The sequence below is a fragment of the Streptomyces sp. NBC_01306 genome (assembly GCF_026340465.1).
In the GTDB taxonomy this organism is placed as follows: Bacteria; Actinomycetota; Actinomycetes; order Streptomycetales; family Streptomycetaceae; genus Streptomyces.
In genome coordinates, this window is record NZ_JAPEPC010000001.1 from 2184967 (window position 1) to 2201947 (window position 16981).

Sequence of the window (16981 nt, forward strand, 5' to 3'; positions counted from 1 at the left end):
TTACGTCCCACCGAGGAGAGGGCAACCATGCGCATACGAGGAAGTCGGGTCGCCGTCGTGGGCGGCAGTATCGCCGGCTGTGCCACGGCCGTCGCCCTGGCGCGGGCAGGCTGCGAGGTCACCGTGCTGGAGCGCAGCCGGGGCGGCCTGCGCGACCGCGGCGCCGGGATCACGCTCCCTGCTTCGCTCTACGGTGAGCTGCTCGACGCGGGATACCTCGCTCCCGATATGCGGGTGCTGCAACGTCCCGAGCTGATCTGGCTCACCCGCGCGGGGCGGTCGGCCGAGGGCCGGGTGGTCGGCCGGCAGCCGTACCCGTCGATCATGGCGAGCTGGGCACTGGTCTGGCGAGGGCTGCGCGGACAGGTACCCGACCGCGATTACCACGAGGGCGCGACGGTCACCGACGTCCGGCAGCGGGAGGACGGCGTCGGGCTCCGGATCAACGGCCGCCCCGCCGGAACGTACGACGCCGTCGTCGGCGCCGACGGCTATCGCTCCACGGTGCGTCCGGTCGTCGCACCGGAGGCCGCCGTGCAGTACGCCGGGTACGCCGTGTGGCGCGGCGACTACCCCGCCGACCGGGGGGCGGACGGCCCGCAGTCCCCGTTGCTCGACGACTTCGTCGCGGTGGGCTTCCGCGGCGGCCACGCCGTGTTCTACCGCATTCCCGACGCCGGCCCCGGCGGCTTCCGGCAGAACTGGGCGCTGTACGGCAGCGTGCCGCAGGACCTCTACCCGGGCGGGGCCGCCCCGATCCCCCGGGGGCAGGTCACCGAGACCGCCGCGGCCTACCTGGACGAGCTCATCGCCCGCGAACTGCCGCCCCTGTGGGCCGACGCGATGCGGCGCACCGAGCGGCACGAACTGTCCATCAACCCCATGTACGACACCACGGTCTCCCGCTACGCCAAGGGCACTCTGCTGCTGGCCGGTGACGCCGGGGCGATCGCCCGCCCGCACACCGGCGCCGGCGCGGTGAAGGCGATCCAGGACGCCTGCGCCCTCGAACACGCCTGCCGGGAACACGGGACATGGGCGGAGGCACTAGCCGCCTTCGACACCGCGCGGCGCGGCGCCGGCAACGCCCTCACCGAACTCGGCAAGCACCTCGGAAGGATGCGCATCGCGGATTCCCCCGACTGGGCCGCCCTGACTCCGGCCGACTTCGATTCCTGGCTGCACGCGAACACGTACGGCTGGCAGAGCGCGTACGACCCGACCTGACCCGCCTGACCGCCCATAAGGAACGACGTCCACCACCCACCCAGGAGGAAGAGATGTTCACCCTGCCACCCATCACCCTGCCCGGCATCGACGAGTACGCGGAGGCCCACTCGGCCCCGGACCCGGCCCAGTTGGCCGGCGTCACCGGGAACGACCTGGGCATGGGCCACTTGGTCAGCGGCCAGCTCGTGAGCGGTCTGCTGCGGATGTTCATCCACACCCTCCAGCCGAAGCTGATCCTCGACATCGGCACCTTCACCGGCTATTCGGCGCTGTCCATGGCCGTCGCCCTGCCCGAGGACGCCCGGGTGATCAGTTGTGAGATCGACCCGGAGCGGGCCGAGGTCGCCCGGAAGAACATCGCGGAGGCCGGCTACGCCGACGTCATCAGCGTGCGGGTCGGTCCCGCGCTCGACACGATCGCCGGGATCGAGGAGCCGCTGGACCTGGTCTTCATCGACGCGGACAAGCCGAACTACCACACGTACTACTCCGCGACGCTGCCCAAGCTCGCCCCCCGGGGACTGATCGCGTGCGACAACACGCTGTGGCGCGGGGAGATCATCGATGCGGACAGCACCGATTCCGATGTCCGGGCGCTCCGGCAGTTCAACGACGCCGTCGCCGCCGACCCGCGGTGCGAGTCCGTGATGCTCACCGTCCGGGACGGGGTCACGCTCATCCGCCGCGTCTGAGGCGGGTCGAACGGTCGTGGGCGACGGACCTCACGCCTCGCCCAGGCCGTCCACCAGCTTCCTGGGCGCGATGAGCCGGTACGCGTCGACAACGAGTTCGCGCACTTCCGCCCAGTCGACCGGCCCGTCGAGGTAGACACCGACCCAGTCGCGCCCGCCGTAGGGCGGTGAGAAGAACCGGTCGGGTTCGGCGGCGACCATCGCCTCTTTGGCACCCACCGGAGCCGGTACCCAGAAGCTCCGCCGCCCGGCCGGGTGCCGTTCCGAGATCTGGGCCAGGGTCCGCCGCCGGATCCGCCACGACGGCTCACCGTGGTGGTTGGTCCCCTCAACCACCTCCGGCAGGCCCAGACAGACTGCGCGCAGCCGGTCCTCCACCTCGTCCACATCGCCCTTGTCCATACTGTGTTCGTCACTGTGTTCGTCAGCCATACGTATTCGTCCCCTCTCCGCCACGACCGTTACCGCACACTTCCGGCCATTCCCGCGCCGGCGGCGCACGGGCCCCTGGACTTCCACCAGTTGAGCACCCGTCACTTCGGTCGGAGAGTATAAGCAGCGCACACCTCCGGAACCGCTCACCGCAAAAGGGGCCCGTCTCGAAAAGACGGACCCCTTTTGGCCTGCACCTTCGCAGGGTGTTTCGAGTTAAGTTTAACTTTAATTAAACGTTGAACCGGAACTCCACGACATCCCCGTCCTGCATCACGTACTCCTTGCCCTCCATCCGGGCCTTGCCCTTGGCCCGGGCCTCGGCCACCGAGCCCATGTCGACCAGGTCGGCGAACGAGATGACCTCGGCCTTGATGAAGCCCTTCTGGAAGTCGGTGTGGATCACACCGGCCGCCTCCGGGGCCGTGGCGCCCTTCTTGATCGTCCAGGCGCGGGACTCCTTCGGGCCGGCCGTCAAGTAGGTCTGGAGGCCCAGCGTGGCGAAGCCGACACGGCCGAGGGTGGCCAGGCCCGGCTCCTCCTGGCCCATCGACTGGAGGAGTTCCAGCGCCTCCGCGTCGTCGAGCTCGATCAGCTCGGACTCGATCTTGGCGTTGAGGAAGATCGCCTCCGCCGGGGCGACCAGGGCGCGCTGCTCGTTCTTGAAGTCCTCGTCGACCAGTTCGTCCTCGTCGACGTTGAAGACGTACAGGAAGGGCTTGGTGGTGAGCAGGTGCAGCTCGTGGAGGAGGCGGCCCTTCTCGGTGTTGGCCGTGATACCCGCCGCGAACAGCGTGGTGCCCGCTTCGAGGATCTTCTGGGCCTCCTCGACGGCTGCCAGCACCGCGACCTTCTCCTTCTGGAGACGGGACTCCTTCGTGAGGCGCGGGACCGCCTTCTCCACCGACTGGAGGTCGGCGAGGATCAGCTCGGTGTTGATTGTCTCGATGTCGTCCTTGGGCGAGACCTTGCCGTCGACGTGGACGACGTTCTCGTCCTTGAAGGCCCGGATGACCTGGCAGATCGCATCGGACTCGCGGATGTTGGCCAGGAACTTGTTGCCGAGCCCCTCGCCCTCGCTCGCGCCCCGGACGATGCCCGCGATGTCGACGAAGTCGACGGTCGCCGGGATGACCTTCTGCGAGCTGAAGACCTCGGCCAGCACGGCCAGCCGGCTGTCGGGGACCCCGACGACGCCGACGTTCGGCTCGATGGTGGCGAACGGGTAGTTGGCCGCCAGCACGTCGTTCTTGGTCAGGGCGTTGAACAGGGTCGACTTGCCGACATTCGGCAGACCGACGATTCCGATCGTGAGCGACACGTTGGCGACTTCCCGTAGCGAGAGCTGATGTAGCGGCCCGGGGGTGGGCCGATCCCCCAGTTTACGGGCGTGTCGTACGGGTCCCGGCGCCCCGTCGGGTCGAACTGATCGCCAAGCTCGCCCAAAGCGCGTGTCCAACGCCGGATTCCTCCCGCCTTGCGACCTACTTTGGTCACGTGGAGCAGCGACCCAGGATTCGTACGACTCAGGCCGACGGTCCTCCCGAGAGCAGCATCGCGGCGCCCGCGCCGGCGACCGTCTACCGGGCGGCCCCGGTACGGGCCGCCCGCCCGGCGCCGCCGGTGGTGATCGCGCTGCGCCGGTTCCCCAACCCCCGGCTGACCGGTCTCGGCGGCGGGATCTTCAGCGCGGCGGTGATGTTCCTGCTCGGCTGCCTGGACTCGCTGCTGTTCGACGGCGGGCCGCTGATGTACGGGCTGCTGTTCCTGCCGGTCGCGGCGCTGACCGCGCTCTGGGTGCGCCCCGCCGACCTGGTGACCGCGCCGATCAGCGTGCCGATCTCGTTCGCCTTCGGCTCGCTGCCGATCGCCGGGGGCACCGGTGGGACCGGCGGCCGCATCGTGGCCGTGATCACGACACTCGCGCTGAATGCCGGCTGGCTGTACGGCGGAACGCTCGTCGCCGGGGTGATCGCCACCGTACGGAAGATCCGGATGATCCGGCGGCGCTACCGCTGACCCTGGCGCCGGCCCGGGCGGGGAGGCCTGCTGCGGCTGACGGGGCGGGCGCCACCTGCTCGTCGCCCCGCCCTCGCCCCCGCCTCCGTGCTCAGCGGCTGGACGCCGCCATCGCCGCGCCCACGATGCCCGCGTTGTTCTCCAGTTCGGCCGGCACGATCTCGGCCCGGGCCCCCTCGATCAGGGGCAGGAACTTGTCGGCCTTGCGGCTCACGCCGCCCCCGATGATGAACAGCTCGGGCGAGAACAGCATCTCGACGTGCTCCAGGTACTTCTGCACCCGGTGCGCCCAGTGGTGCCAGCTCAGATCCTCGTCCTCCTTGGCCTTCGTCGACGCGCGCGTCTCGGCGTCGTGGCCGTGCAGTTCGAGATGGCCCAGCTCCGTGTTGGGGACCAGGCGGCCGTTGCGGAAGACCGCCGAACCGATACCCGTACCGAAGGTGAGCAGGATGACCGTGCCCTTGCGGTCCCGGCCCGCTCCGAAGGTCATCTCCGCGATGCCCGCGGCGTCGGCGTCGTTGAGCACGGTCACCGGGAGACCGAGTCTGCCGCCGATCAGCGTGGCCGCGTCGACGTCGATCCAGCTCTTGTCGACATTGGCCGCGGTACGGACCGTGCCGTCGGTGACCACGCCCGGGAAGGTGATCCCCACCGTGCCCGACCAGTCGAAGTGCTTGACGACGTCGGCGACCCCGTCGGCCACACCGTCGGGCGTGGCCGGATGCGGGGTCAGCACTTTGTGGCGCTCCTGCGCCAGGTCTCCGCGGTCCAGGTCAACGGGAGCGCCCTTGATCCCGGATCCGCCGATATCCACACCGAAGATCTGCATGACTCCACGTTACGGCGTGGAGCCCTCCGTCACTTGTCGGAGCGGCTTCCGGGGCGCAGGAGCGTGAAAGCCCCCGGACACAAGCGCCTGGACACGAGCCCCCGGACGCTCCCGGACGCCCCCCGCTCCGCTGCGGCTACTTGCCCGAACGGTCGGCGGCCTCGGCGCGCAGGTCGCGGCGGAGCTCCTTGGGCAGCGAGAAGGTGATCGACTCCTCGGCCGCCTTCACGATCTCCACGTCGCCGAAGCCCCGGGCGGCGAGCCACTCCAGTACGCCGTCGACCAGGATCTCCGGGACGGAGGCACCCGAGGTCACGCCGACCGTGGTGACGCCCTCCAGCCAGGCCTCGTCCAGTTCCTCGGCGAAGTCCACCAGGTGGGAGGCGCGGGCACCGGCGCCGAGGGCGACCTCGACCAGCCGTACCGAGTTGGACGAGTTCTTGGAGCCGACGACGATGACCAGGTCGGCGTCCGCGCCCATCTGCTTCACGGCGGTCTGGCGGTTCTGCGTGGCGTAGCAGATGTCGTCGCTGGGCGGCGAGATCAGCTGCGGGAACTTCTCCTTGAGCGCGTCGACCGTCTCCATCGTCTCGTCCACGGAGAGCGTGGTCTGGGAGAGCCAGACGACCTTGGACTCGTCACGCACGGAGACGTTGGCGACGTCCTCGGGGCCGTCGACGAGCGTGATGTGCTCGGGCGCCTCGCCGCTCGTGCCCACGACCTCCTCATGGCCTTCGTGGCCGATCAGCAGGATGTCGTAGTCGTCGTTCGCGAAGCGGACGGCTTCCTTGTGGACCTTCGTCACCAGGGGGCAGGTGGCATCGATGGTGGCGAGACTGCGCTGGGCGGCCTCGTCGTGGACGACGGGGGCCACACCGTGCGCGGAGAAGACGACGATGGAGCCCTCGGGGACCTCCTGCGTCTCGTCGACGAAGACGGCGCCCTTCTTCTCCAGGGTCTGTACGACGTACTTGTTGTGGACGATCTCCTTGCGGACGTAGACCGGCGCGCCGTACTGCTCAAGGGCCTTCTCGACGGCGATCACGGCGCGGTCCACACCCGCGCAGTACCCGCGCGGGGCGGCCAGCAGGACACGGCGGGCGCCGCTGCCCCGCGCGGCGTCTCCGGTCGGGGTGGCGGCGGGTGACGGGCTGGGCGTAGCAGTCATGCGGTCCATCGTAACGGCCGGGCCTGCGGCAGGCGGCGGGTCGGCGGGCCCGCCGCCCGCAAGGGGGAACGCGCTGAGCCGTGTCAGGTGGGACGGGGTCCGCAGTTGTGGGAAGACTGATGCCATGACTTCTGACGAGACGGCTGCGGGCAGTGGTGTGAAGGCGCCTGAACTACACCGGAATCTAGGGTTCCGGGACCTGGTCGTGTACGGGCTGCTCTTCATCGCCCCGATGGCCCCGGTCGGCATCTTCGGCACCCTCGACGCCAAGTCGCACGGCGCCGTCGTACTCGTCTACATCGTGGCGACGATCGCGATGGGCTTCACCGCGTTCAGTTACGCACAGATGGTGCGGGTCGTCCCGCTGGCGGGATCGGTCTTCGCGTACGCCCGCAAGGGGCTCGGCCAGGGGCCCGGGTTCATCGCCGGGTGGATGGCGATGCTCGACTATCTGCTGATCCCGGCCGTCGCGTACCTCTTCTCGGGAATCGCGATGAACTCGCTGGTGCCCTCGGTCTCGCGGTGGGTGTGGACCGCGCTGGCCGTGGTGGTGACCACGGCGCTGAACCTGTGGGGCGTACGGGCGGCGGCCCGGGTCGGTTTCGCGGTGCTCATGCTGGAGATCGCGGTCCTGGGGGTGTTCGTGGTGGCCGCCGTCGTGGTGCTCGTCCAGGACGGCTCGCAGCGCGGCTGGCTGACGCCCTTCACCGGCGACGGCGGATTCTCGCTGACGGCGGTGCTCGGGGCGGTGTCCGTGGCGGTGCTGTCGTATCTGGGCTTCGACGCGATCGCCTCGTTCGCCGAGGAGGTCACCGGCGGGTCGGCGAAGGTCGCCAGGGCGGTGCTGTTCTGCCTGGTGCTCGCGGGTGTGCTCTTCATCGTGCAGTCGTATCTGGCGGCGGTCCTGGAGCCGATGTCCTCCGCCCAGCTGGCCGCGAAGCCCGCCGCGCAGGGTTCGGCCTTCTACGACACGGTGGACGCGTCGGTCGGCAGCTGGCTGCACGACCTGGTCGCGGTGAGCAAGGCGATCGGTGCCGCCTTCGCCGCCCTCGCGGGTCAGGCGGCGGCGGGCCGGCTGCTCTTCGCGATGGGACGCGACCGGCGGCTGCCGCACGTCCTGTCCAGGGTGAACGGCCCGTCCGGGGTGCCGCGGCTCGCGGTGCTGCTCGCGGCGGTGGTGACGCTGATCGCCGCGGTGTGGGCGGCGCGCCGCGACGACGGCCTGGACCGGCTGGTCTCGGTGGTCGACATCGGAGCGCTGACCGCGTTCCTGCTGCTGCACGCGTCGGTGGTGGGCTGGTTCGCGGTGCGGAAGGCGGAGGGGCCGCCGGTGTGGTGGCGGCATGTGCTGATGCCGGTGCTGGGCGCGGCGGTGACGATCGCGGTGATCGTGGAGGCGACGAGCACGGCCCAGTGGGTCGGGCTGATCTGGCTGGTGGCGGGGCTGATGGTGTTCGGTGTGCAGCGGAGCCGCCGCGCCGACAGCGAGGTGTGAAACCGGCGGCCGGACTGTCAGTGGCACGGCTTAACCTGCGTACATGGCTCTGAATACGAGTGCGGACGCGCCGCTGCCCGTCGGCGAGGTGTCACGGCTCATCGGGGGGTGGATCGACCGGCTCGGTGCGGTGTGGGTCGAGGGGCAGATCACCCAGCTCTCGCGCCGGCCGGGCGCGGGGGTGGTGTTCCTGACGCTGCGCGACCCCTCGTACGACATCTCGGTGTCCGTGACGTGCTTCCGCCAGGTCTTCGACGCGGTCGCCGACGTGGTGTCGGAGGGTGCACGGGTCGTGGTCCACGCGAAGCCTGAGTGGTACGCGCCGCGCGGCCAGCTGTCTCTGCGGGCCGTGGAGATCAAGCCGGTGGGAATCGGTGAACTGCTCGCGCGCCTTGAGCAGTTGAAGCGGACACTGGCCGCCGAGGGGCTCTTCGCCCCGGACCGCAAGAGGCCCGTCCCGTTTCTGCCGCAGCTGATCGGTCTGGTGACCGGCCGCGCGAGCGCGGCGGAACGGGACGTCCTGGAGAACGCACGGCGGCGCTGGCCCGCCGTCCGGTTCGAGGTGCGGAATGTGGCGGTGCAGGGGGTGCACGCGGTGCCCCAGGTGGTCGACGCCGTGCAGGAGCTGGACCGGCTGCCGGACGTGGACGTGATCATCGTGGCGCGGGGCGGGGGCAGCGTGGAGGACCTGCTCCCCTTCTCGGACGAACAGCTGATCCGCGCAGTGGCCGCGTGCGGTACACCGGTGGTGTCGGCGATCGGCCATGAGCCGGACTCACCGCTGCTCGACCTGGTGGCCGATGTCCGGGCGTCCACACCGACGGACGCGGCGAAGAAGGCGGTACCGGACGTCGGGGAGGAACTGGAGCGTGTACGGCTGCTGCGGGACCGCTCCCTGCGGACCGTGCAGGGGCTGCTCGACCGGGAGCAGCGCGGGCTGGCCGCCGCGCTCGCCAGACCGTCGATGGAGCGGCCGCAGCGGATGGTCGAGGAGCGGGAGGAAGCCGTCGACGCCCTCGTGGAGCGCAGTCGGCGGACCCTGCGGCATCTGCTGGACCGCGCGGACTCGGAGCTCTCCCACACCCGCGCCCGCGTCGTGGCGCTCTCCCCGGCGGCGACGCTGGAGCGGGGGTACGCGGTGCTGCAACGGGAGAACGGGGCGGTGGTGCGCGCACCCGGCGAGGTCACGGACGGGGAGCCGCTGCGGGCCAGGGTCGCCGGGGGCGAGCTGGGCGTGACGGTGAGCCCGCAGCCTCCGCAGCCCCGGGAGCCCGAAGAGCCGCAGTAGCCGCAGCAGGTTCAGCGGCTTCCGGGCTTCCGGGGCTTCCGGAGTGGGATTCAGTGTGGATGCGGCCCGAGTGAATGAGGCCGACGAGATCAGGGTGGATGAGATGGCAGAGGCGAAGACGGACGGAACGGCCCCCGGGTACGAGCAGGCGCGAGACGAGCTGATCGAAGTCGTACGGCGGCTGGAGACCGGGGGGACGACCCTGGAGGAGTCCCTGGCACTGTGGGAGCGAGGCGAGGAGCTGGCCAAGGTGTGCCGCGGCTGGCTGGAGGGGGCGCGGGCCCGGCTGGACGCGGCACTGGGGGAAGGTACGGAACCGGGCGAGGGGTGAGAGGCCGCCCGGCGCGACCCCTGCCTGCGCGACCCCTGCCTGCGCGATCCCTGCCTGCGCGATCCCTGCCGGCTCGATCTCCACGGCCCACATGCCGTCCCGGCCCGCTCACTGTCCCGGCCCGCATGCCGTGAGGCACGGACCGCTCACTGTGAGGCACGGCCCGCACGCTGTGAGGACGATCACGTCGGGCCAGATTTAGTTGAATCTTAATACATCCTGGTCGTACAGTCGGAGCATCCCTTGATCCACTGCATGTCCGGAAGGTACGAAAGATGTCGCTCGTTCTCGACCCCGCCGCCCAGGACCTCCTCTTCCGTGAGGCCCGCACCGCGAACACCTTCACCGACGAGCCGGTGACCGAGGAGCAGGTGCAGGCGATCTACGACCTGGTCAAGTACGGGCCGACCGCCTTCAACCAGTCGCCGCTGCGCATCACCCTGGTCCGCTCCCCCGAGGCCCGTGAGCGCCTGGTGCAGCACATGGCCGAGGGCAACCAGCCGAAGACCGCCACCGCCCCGCTGGTCGCGATCCTCTCCGCGGACAACGAGTTCCACGAGGAGCTCCCGCAGCTGTTCCCGCACTTCCCGCAGGCCAAGGACGCGTTCTTCTCGGAGCGCCCGGCCCGCGAGCAGGCCGCCCACCTCAACGCCACCCTGCAGGCCGGTTACTTCATCGTCGGCGTGCGCGCCGCCGGTCTGGCCGCGGGCCCGATGACGGGCTTCGACTTCGCCGGTGTCCAGAAGGAGTTCCTGGACGACGACCACACCCCGCTGATGATCGTCAACATCGGCAAGCCGGGCGAGGACGCCTGGTTCCCGCGCTCCCCGCGCCTCCCGCTCGACGAGGTCATCACGACCGTCTGAGCCACCCGCACGGCACATGGAGAGGCCGCCGCACCCCGAGGGATGCGGCGGCCTCTCCATGTCTCCCGGGCCACGGGCCACTCGGGCCCCGGGCCACGACTACGTCGCGGAACTCCCCGACTTGGCGGGGGTCGGCTTTGAGGAGCCCTCCGGCTTCGAGGAGTTCTCCGGCTTCGCGGGGGTGTCCGGCTTCTCGGCCTTCAGCGCCGCAGCCATCTGCGCCAGCTGCCCGTACGGCGCCGTCCCCGTCACCGCCGTCGTCGAGCCGTGGTCCCGGCGTACGAGCGCGTTGTACTTGGGGCCCTTCCAGCGCTGCCAGGTCTCGCCGCCCACCTGCTGGGTCTGCGACGTCTTCGACGCACCCTTGCTCACGGTCGTGACGAACCCGCCCGAGGGCCCGGTGCTCTGCTCCACCGCGACGTACTGCTCCTCCGGGTCCAGGAACCCCAGGTGCCACGCATGGCCGCTGTCCTGGTCGTACGAGACCGAGGTCGCCTTCCAGCCCTTCGGCAGCCCCACCGGCGCCTGTACCGGATACGGTGCCGCGCGCTGCGCGGTGAGCTGTTCCACGCGGTAGTCGACGGTCTTCACCGGCTCCGAAGTCCCACCGTGCGGAACGAACACGTAGATGACCGCGACGGCGGCCAGGATGACCACCATCGACTGGATCATTCCGCGCACTGTCTGCTTGCTTCGCGTACCTGCCACGGACCCATGGTCTCAGGTGGCCGCGCTGCTCATGCGTGGGCCCCGGTGCTCATTTTGTCGACCGGACGATAGAATCGAACGAACCCTCTACATACGGCCGTCGTCGTATCAGAAAGGTGCGTGCCGATGACCGAGCATCATCTCCCTTCCCAGCTGGAGGTCTCCCCGGAGGCCCCCGACCGCAACCTCGCCCTGGAGCTCGTCCGGGTCACCGAGGCCGCCGCCATGGCCGCCGGCCGTTGGGTCGGGCGCGGCGACAAGATCGGCGCGGACGGTGCCGCGGTCAACGCGATGCGTACGCTCGTCTCCACCGTCTCCATGAACGGCGTCGTCGTCATCGGCGAGGGCGAGAAGGACGAAGCCCCGATGCTCTTCAACGGGGAGCACATCGGCGACGGCACCGGCCCGGAGGTCGACATCGCCGTCGACCCGATCGACGGCACCACGCTCAACGCCAAGGGCATGCCGAACGCCATCGCCGTACTGGCCGCCGCCGACCGCGGCTCCATGTTCGACCCGTCCGCCGTGTTCTACATGGACAAGCTGGTCACCGGCCCCGAGGCAGCCGACTTCGTCGACATCAACGCCCCCGTCTCGGTCAACATCCGCCGGGTCGCCAAGGCGAAGCACTCCTCGCCCGAGGACGTGACGGTGGTCATCCTCGACCGCCCCCGCCACGAGGGCATCGTCAAGGAGATCCGGGAGACCGGCGCCCGGATCAAGTTCATTTCGGACGGCGACGTCGCCGGCTCGATCATGGCCGTACGGGAAGGAACCGGCGTCGATCTGCTGATGGGCATCGGCGGTACGCCCGAGGGCATCATCAGCGCCTGCGCGATCAAGTGCCTCGGCGGCACGATCCAGGGCAAGCTCTGGCCCAAGGACGACGCCGAGCGCCAGCGCGCCATCGACGCGGGCCACGACCTGGACCGGGTGCTCTCCACGACCGACCTGGTCAGCGGCGACAACGTGTTCTTCGTGGCCACCGGCATCACCGACGGTGAACTGCTGCGCGGGGTGCGCTACCGGGCCGAGACCGCGACGACCCAGTCGCTGGTCATGCGCTCCAAGTCGGGCACGATCCGTCAGATCGACTCGACGCACCGGCTGTCGAAGCTGCGCGCCTACAGCACGGTGGACTTCGACCGCGCCAAGTAGGCCCGGGCAGGACCAAGCAGGAAGGGGCGCCCCCCGTGTGCGGCTGGGGGCGCCCCTTCCGTGTGCCCGGTCAGCCCGCCTGTGCCATCGGATCCTGGACCGTGCTCCTGAGCTCCACCTCGCGGCGCCTGCGCCGGGCCAGGACCACGCGGCGCTCGGCGGCCGTCAGCCCGCCCCAGACCCCGTACGGCTCGGGCTGCACCAGCGCGTGTTCGCGGCACTCCACGAGCACCGGGCAGCGGGCGCAGACCCGCTTCGCCGCCTCTTCGCGGGCGAGTCTGGCGGCTGTCGGCTCCTTGGACGGGGCGAAGAAGAGCCCCGCCTCGTCCCGGCGGCACACCGCCTCCGAATGCCAGGGCCCTGCCTGATCCTCCCGTGCCGGAGCGCGCTGCGGCGGCACGGCAGCGGCCTGCAAGGACTGATGCGGCGGATGCAGCACGGTCTACTCCTGACGACGGATTCGCGAGCGAGAGACGATGCTGCAGTCCCTACCCGCTGTGCGCACGCCTATGCACTGAGTTCCGGCCGTCACGAACCCGTCCGCGGCACCGGTACCGGCGCGCGCCCGGCCCGAAGCGCCCGGGCGGTCCCGGGCTGCCCGGCGCGTGCTACCCGAGGTGCTTGCGCAGCTTCTTGTCGACCATGGAGCGCAGGTCCGCCACCAGCTTGCCCCGCTTCGGCTTGGCCTCGATGTTGCTGAAGACCGCGCACCCGTTCACCACCACGACCGGCGCCTCCGGGTTCTCCGATTCGAGCGTGCTGACCTCGAAGTTGCCGAAGATCCCGGTGCCGCTGCCGCGCAGAGTGACGTTCTCCGGAACCTTGACCTCGATGTTCCCGAAGATCGCGGTGGCGTTGATGACGGTCAGCCGCTGCTCGAACAGCGCCTCGGTGAGGTCGATCTCGACAGAGCCGAAGAGCGAGAAGGCGTTCGTCCTGCGGCCGACGCGCCAACGGCCCTTCCGGGTCGAGCTGGAGAAGACCGCGACCAGGTTGTCCGCGGTGACCGGAGTGTCCGGGTCGTCCGCGACCGCGTACGCCGCTGCGCCCGGGTCGGGACGGCTCCCGGTGGTGGCGGCCGGCAGATCCTGCACCAGCGGCTCCAGCTCGGCGAGGGTCTTCGCGCGGTAGACCGACTCGATCCGCTCGGAGTGCTCATCGGCGTCGAGGCGCCCCTCTGCCAGGGCGTCCCTGAGGATGTCCGCGATCCGGTCGCGGTCGGCGTCGGACGCGCGGATGCCGACGGGCTGCGGCTGCTGGGGGTGCTTTTCGAGGTCCACCGACCCAGCGTACCCAAACGCGATAGATCGCGACTAGTGCACGGGACGCGCAACTCCGCCCCGGGCGCGGGGAAACCGCCGCCTCCCGCCGCCCCGGGGCCGGGAAAGCCGCCGCCCCGCGCGGGACGGTGCCCGGGTACGGCCCCTTCGCGGGAGGTGAGTCCTACCTCACCACCGCGGGCCCCTCCCGTGGTTCTACGCTGGTGAATGCTGTGCCGATGGAGGCCAGCCCGCGTCTGCCGAGTGAGGAATGGCCGTCATGCCAGAGTTTGCGTACTCCGATCTGCTTCCCGTGGGAGCGGACACCACGCCGTACCGGCTGGTGACCGCCGAGGGCGTCTCCACCTTCGAAGCCGACGGGCGTACGTTCCTCAAGGTCGAGCCCGAGGCGCTGCGCACGCTCGCCGCCGCGGCCATGCATGACATCTCGCACTATCTGCGCCCGGCCCACCTCACCCAGCTGCGCAAGATCATCGACGACCCCGAGGCCTCGTCCAACGACAAGTTCGTCGCGCTCGACCTGCTGAAGAACGCCAACATCGCGGCCGCGGGCGTCCTCCCGATGTGCCAGGACACCGGCACCGCGATCGTCATGGGCAAGCGCGGCCAGAACGTGCTGACCGCGGGCGGCGACGAGGAAGCCCTGTCCCACGGCATCTTCGACGCGTACACCAAGCTCAACCTGCGGTACTCGCAGATGGCCCCGCTCACCATGTGGGAGGAGAAGAACACCGGCTCGAACCTGCCCGCGCAGATCGAGCTGTACGCCACCGACGGCGGCGCGTACAAGTTCCTCTTCATGGCCAAGGGCGGCGGCTCCGCCAACAAGTCGTTCCTCTACCAGGAGACCAAGGCCGTCCTCAACGAGGCGTCCATGATGAAGTTCCTGGAGGAGAAGATCCGCTCGCTGGGGACGGCCGCCTGCCCGCCGTACCACCTGGCGATCACCGTGGGCGGCACGTCGGCCGAGTTCGCGCTGAAGACCGCCAAGTACGCCTCCGCGCACTACCTGGACGAGCTGCCCACCGAGGGCTCCCCGACCGGGCACGGCTTCCGTGACACGGAGCTGGAGCAGAAGGTCTTCGAGCTGACGCAGAAGATCGGCATCGGCGCGCAGTTCGGCGGGAAGTACTTCTGCCACGACGTCCGCGTCGTCCGGCTGCCCCGGCACGGCGCCTCGCTGCCCGTCGCCATCGCCGTATCGTGCTCGGCCGACCGGCAGGCCGTCGCGAAGATCACCGCCGAGGGCGTCTTCCTGGAACAGTTGGAGACCGACCCGGCGCGCTTCCTGCCCGACACCACGGACGAGCACCTGGAGGACGGCGACGTCGTATCCGTCGACCTGAACCGGCCGATGGACGACGTCCTCGCCGAGCTGACCAAGTTCCCGGTCAAGACCCGGCTCTCGCTGACCGGGCCGCTGGTCGTGGCGCGCGACATCGCGCACGCCAAGATCAAGGAGCGGCTGGACGCGGGCGAGGAGATGCCGCAGTACCTGAAGGACCACCCGGTCTACTACGCGGGCCCCGCCAAGACCCCCGAGGGCTACGCGTCCGGCTCGTTCGGCCCGACGACGGCGGGCCGGATGGACTCGTACGTGGAGCAGTTCCAGGCCGCGGGCGGCTCCAAGGTGATGCTCGCCAAGGGCAACCGCTCGAAGCAGGTCACCGACGCGTGCGGCAGCCACGGCGGCTTCTACCTCGGCTCGATCGGCGGCCCGGCGGCCCGGCTCGCCCAGGACTGCATCAAGAAGGTCGAGGTCCTGGAGTACGAGGAGCTGGGCATGGAGGCCGTGTGGAAGATCGAGGTCGAGGACTTCCCGGCGTTCATCGTGGTGGACGACAAGGGCAACGACTTCTTCCAGGCGCCCGCCGAGTCCCCGACCATCCTCAGCATCCCGGTCCGCGCCCCCGGCCAGGCGTAGCAGCGGCAGCAGACCACGGATCACCCCTCACGGCCGGACGGCGGTGAGGGGTGATCTTCTCTCCGGGGCCGGGAACACCTCTCCGTCAGACGTTGCTGTCCGATGTGGAGGTACGACGATGACTGAGCAGTACCGGATCGAGCACGACTCCATGGGCGAGGTACGGGTGCCCGCCGGCGCCAAGTGGCGCGCCCAGACCCAGCGGGCCGTGGAGAACTTCCCCGTCTCGGGCCAGACCCTGGAGCGGGCGCACATCGAGGCGCTGGCCCGGATCAAGGCGGCGGCCGCGAAGGTCAACGCCGGGCTCGGGGTCATCGAGGACGATCTCGCGCAGGCGGTCCAGGACGCGGCGGCCGAGGTCGCCGACGGGCGGTGGGACGGCGAGTTCCCGGTGGACGTCTTCCAGACCGGGTCCGGCACGTCCTCCAACATGAACATGAACGAGGTCCTGGCCACGCTCGCCACCGAGCGGCTGGGGCGCCTGGTGCACCCCAACGACCATGTGAACGCCTCGCAGTCGTCCAACGACGTGTTCCCGTCGTCGATCCACATCGCGGCGACCGCGGCCGTCACCCGTGATCTGATCCCGGCGCTCGACCACCTCGCCGAGGCGCTGGAGCGCAAGGCCGCGGAGTTCTCGGACGTGGTCAAGTCCGGGCGTACGCATCTGATGGACGCCACACCGGTGACGCTCGGCCAGGAGTTCGGCGGGTACGCGGCGCAGATCAGGTACGGCGTCGAGCGGCTCAACTCCTCGCTGCCCCGCCTCGCCGAACTGCCCCTGGGCGGTACGGCGGTGGGCACCGGCATCAACACCCCGCCCGGCTTCTCGGCCGCTGTCATCGCCGAGGTGGCCGGGGCCACGGGACTCCCGCTGACCGAGGCCCGCAACCACTTCGAGGCGCAGAGCGCCCGGGACGGGATCGTCGAGACGTCCGGCCAGCTGCGGACGATCGGAGCCGGGCTGACGAAGATCTCCAACGATCTGCGCTGGATGGCCTCGGGCCCACGCACCGGCCTCGCCGAGATCTCACTGCCCGACCTCCAGCCCGGTTCGTCCATCATGCCCGGCAAGGTCAATCCGGTGATCCCGGAGGCGGTGCTGATGGTGGCGGCGCAGGTCACGGGCAACGACGCGACGGTCGCCGCGGCCGGGGCCGCCGGCAACTTCGAGCTGAACGTGATGCTGCCGGTCATCGCCAAGAACGTCCTGGAGTCGGTGCGGCTGCTGGCCAACGTCTCCCGGCTGCTCGCGGACCGCACGGTCGACGGGATCACCGCGCACCCGGAGCGGGCCCGGGAGTACGCGGAGTCCTCGCCGTCGGTCGTCACGCCGCTGAACAAGTACATCGGGTACGAGGAGGCCGCGAAGGTCGCCAAGCGGGCGGTGGCCGAGCGCAGGACCATCCGGGACGTCGTGCTGGACGAGGGGTATGTCGAGCGGGGCGATCTGACGGCGGAGGAACTGGACGCGGCGCTGGACGTCCTGAGCATGACGCGGCCGTGAACAGCGGCTGTGATCAGGCGGTCACCCGGGCATCCGGGTGACCCGCATCGCTGC

17 protein-coding genes are annotated in these 16981 nt (G+C 70.1%); 10 read left to right on the forward strand and 7 right to left on the reverse strand.

All coding sequences use genetic code 11. From position 1 onward, the window contains the following. The first annotated feature begins 27 nt into the window (after positions 1-27). Both OG385_RS09365 and OG385_RS09370 read left to right on the forward strand, forming a co-directional pair. Positions 28-1227, forward strand: coding sequence for an FAD-dependent monooxygenase (locus OG385_RS09365; protein WP_266853596.1), 1200 nt, complete (start codon positions 28-30; stop codon positions 1225-1227). Positions 1228-1280: 53 nt separating this feature from the next. Continuing rightward, a complete protein-coding gene (locus OG385_RS09370) occupies positions 1281-1922 on the forward strand; it encodes an O-methyltransferase (RefSeq protein ID WP_266853598.1) in 642 nt (213 codons plus the stop codon). 30 nt (positions 1923-1952) lie between these two features. Here the strand turns inward: OG385_RS09370 and OG385_RS09375 are convergent, their stop codons facing one another. Together OG385_RS09375 and ychF are read right to left on the reverse strand one after the other, a co-directional pair. Continuing rightward, a complete protein-coding gene (locus OG385_RS09375; protein ID WP_266853600.1) occupies positions 1953-2354 on the reverse strand; it encodes an MmcQ/YjbR family DNA-binding protein in 402 nt (133 codons plus the stop codon). 232 nt (positions 2355-2586) lie between these two features. Further along, the gene (gene ychF, locus OG385_RS09380; protein ID WP_266853602.1) at positions 2587-3675 is read right to left on the reverse strand and encodes a redox-regulated ATPase YchF; all 1089 of its coding nucleotides are present in this window, start codon (positions 3673-3675) and stop codon (positions 2587-2589) included. Positions 3676-3977: 302 nt separating this feature from the next. On the opposite strand from ychF, the gene OG385_RS09385 reads away from it, so the two are divergent. After that, a complete protein-coding gene (locus tag OG385_RS09385; RefSeq protein ID WP_266860736.1) occupies positions 3978-4373 on the forward strand; it encodes a DUF6542 domain-containing protein in 396 nt (131 codons plus the stop codon). A 91-nt stretch (positions 4374-4464) separates the two neighbouring features. Here the strand turns inward: OG385_RS09385 and ppgK are convergent, their stop codons facing one another. Together ppgK and OG385_RS09395 are read right to left on the reverse strand one after the other, a co-directional pair. Continuing rightward, entirely contained in the window at positions 4465-5202 is a 738-nt protein-coding gene (gene ppgK / locus OG385_RS09390) for a polyphosphate--glucose phosphotransferase (RefSeq protein WP_266853604.1), read from the reverse strand. A gap of 136 nt (positions 5203-5338) precedes the next feature. Then, positions 5339-6370 carry a 4-hydroxy-3-methylbut-2-enyl diphosphate reductase gene (locus OG385_RS09395; RefSeq protein ID WP_266853606.1) on the reverse strand — a complete coding sequence of 344 codons (1032 nt, stop codon included), beginning with the start codon at positions 6368-6370 and terminating at the stop codon, positions 5339-5341. Positions 6371-6494: 124 nt separating this feature from the next. On the opposite strand from OG385_RS09395, the gene OG385_RS09400 reads away from it, so the two are divergent. The 4 genes from OG385_RS09400 to OG385_RS09415 all read left to right on the forward strand — a co-directional run bounded on the left by OG385_RS09400 (position 6495) and on the right by OG385_RS09415 (position 10350). Further along, positions 6495-7865, forward strand: coding sequence for an APC family permease (locus OG385_RS09400; RefSeq protein WP_266853607.1), 1371 nt, complete (start codon positions 6495-6497; stop codon positions 7863-7865). Between the two features lie 43 nt (positions 7866-7908). After that, entirely contained in the window at positions 7909-9153 is a 1245-nt protein-coding gene (gene xseA / locus OG385_RS09405; protein WP_266853609.1) for an exodeoxyribonuclease VII large subunit, read from the forward strand. A 103-nt stretch (positions 9154-9256) separates the two neighbouring features. Then, positions 9257-9484, forward strand: a complete 228-nt coding sequence (locus OG385_RS09410) for an exodeoxyribonuclease VII small subunit (RefSeq protein WP_266853611.1) — start codon at positions 9257-9259, stop codon at positions 9482-9484. A 275-nt stretch (positions 9485-9759) separates the two neighbouring features. Continuing rightward, positions 9760-10350 (forward strand): malonic semialdehyde reductase, encoded by a 591-nt coding sequence (locus OG385_RS09415; protein ID WP_266853613.1) that lies wholly within the window; start codon positions 9760-9762, stop codon positions 10348-10350. A gap of 99 nt (positions 10351-10449) precedes the next feature. Here OG385_RS09415 and OG385_RS09420 read toward each other — a convergent pair whose 3' ends face one another. Then, on the reverse strand, positions 10450-11058 hold the full coding sequence (locus OG385_RS09420) for a DUF4245 domain-containing protein (RefSeq protein ID WP_266853615.1): 609 nt from the start codon (positions 11056-11058) through the stop codon (positions 10450-10452). A 126-nt stretch (positions 11059-11184) separates the two neighbouring features. Between OG385_RS09420 and glpX the strand changes: the two genes are divergently transcribed. After that, a complete protein-coding gene (glpX, locus tag OG385_RS09425; protein ID WP_266853617.1) occupies positions 11185-12216 on the forward strand; it encodes a class II fructose-bisphosphatase in 1032 nt (343 codons plus the stop codon). Between the two features lie 70 nt (positions 12217-12286). Here glpX and OG385_RS09430 read toward each other — a convergent pair whose 3' ends face one another. Together OG385_RS09430 and OG385_RS09435 are read right to left on the reverse strand one after the other, a co-directional pair. Next, positions 12287-12655, reverse strand: a complete 369-nt coding sequence (locus OG385_RS09430) for a WhiB family transcriptional regulator (RefSeq protein WP_266853618.1) — start codon at positions 12653-12655, stop codon at positions 12287-12289. Positions 12656-12824: 169 nt separating this feature from the next. Continuing rightward, positions 12825-13496 (reverse strand): DUF1707 domain-containing protein, encoded by a 672-nt coding sequence (locus tag OG385_RS09435; protein WP_266853620.1) that lies wholly within the window; start codon positions 13494-13496, stop codon positions 12825-12827. Positions 13497-13755: 259 nt separating this feature from the next. Here OG385_RS09435 and OG385_RS09440 point away from each other — a divergent pair, with 259 nt between their 5' ends. Both OG385_RS09440 and OG385_RS09445 read left to right on the forward strand, forming a co-directional pair. Continuing rightward, a complete protein-coding gene (locus OG385_RS09440) occupies positions 13756-15420 on the forward strand; it encodes a fumarate hydratase (protein ID WP_266853622.1) in 1665 nt (554 codons plus the stop codon). A 118-nt stretch (positions 15421-15538) separates the two neighbouring features. Continuing rightward, a complete protein-coding gene (locus tag OG385_RS09445; RefSeq protein WP_266853623.1) occupies positions 15539-16927 on the forward strand; it encodes an aspartate ammonia-lyase in 1389 nt (462 codons plus the stop codon). Positions 16928-16981 lie beyond the last annotated feature (54 nt).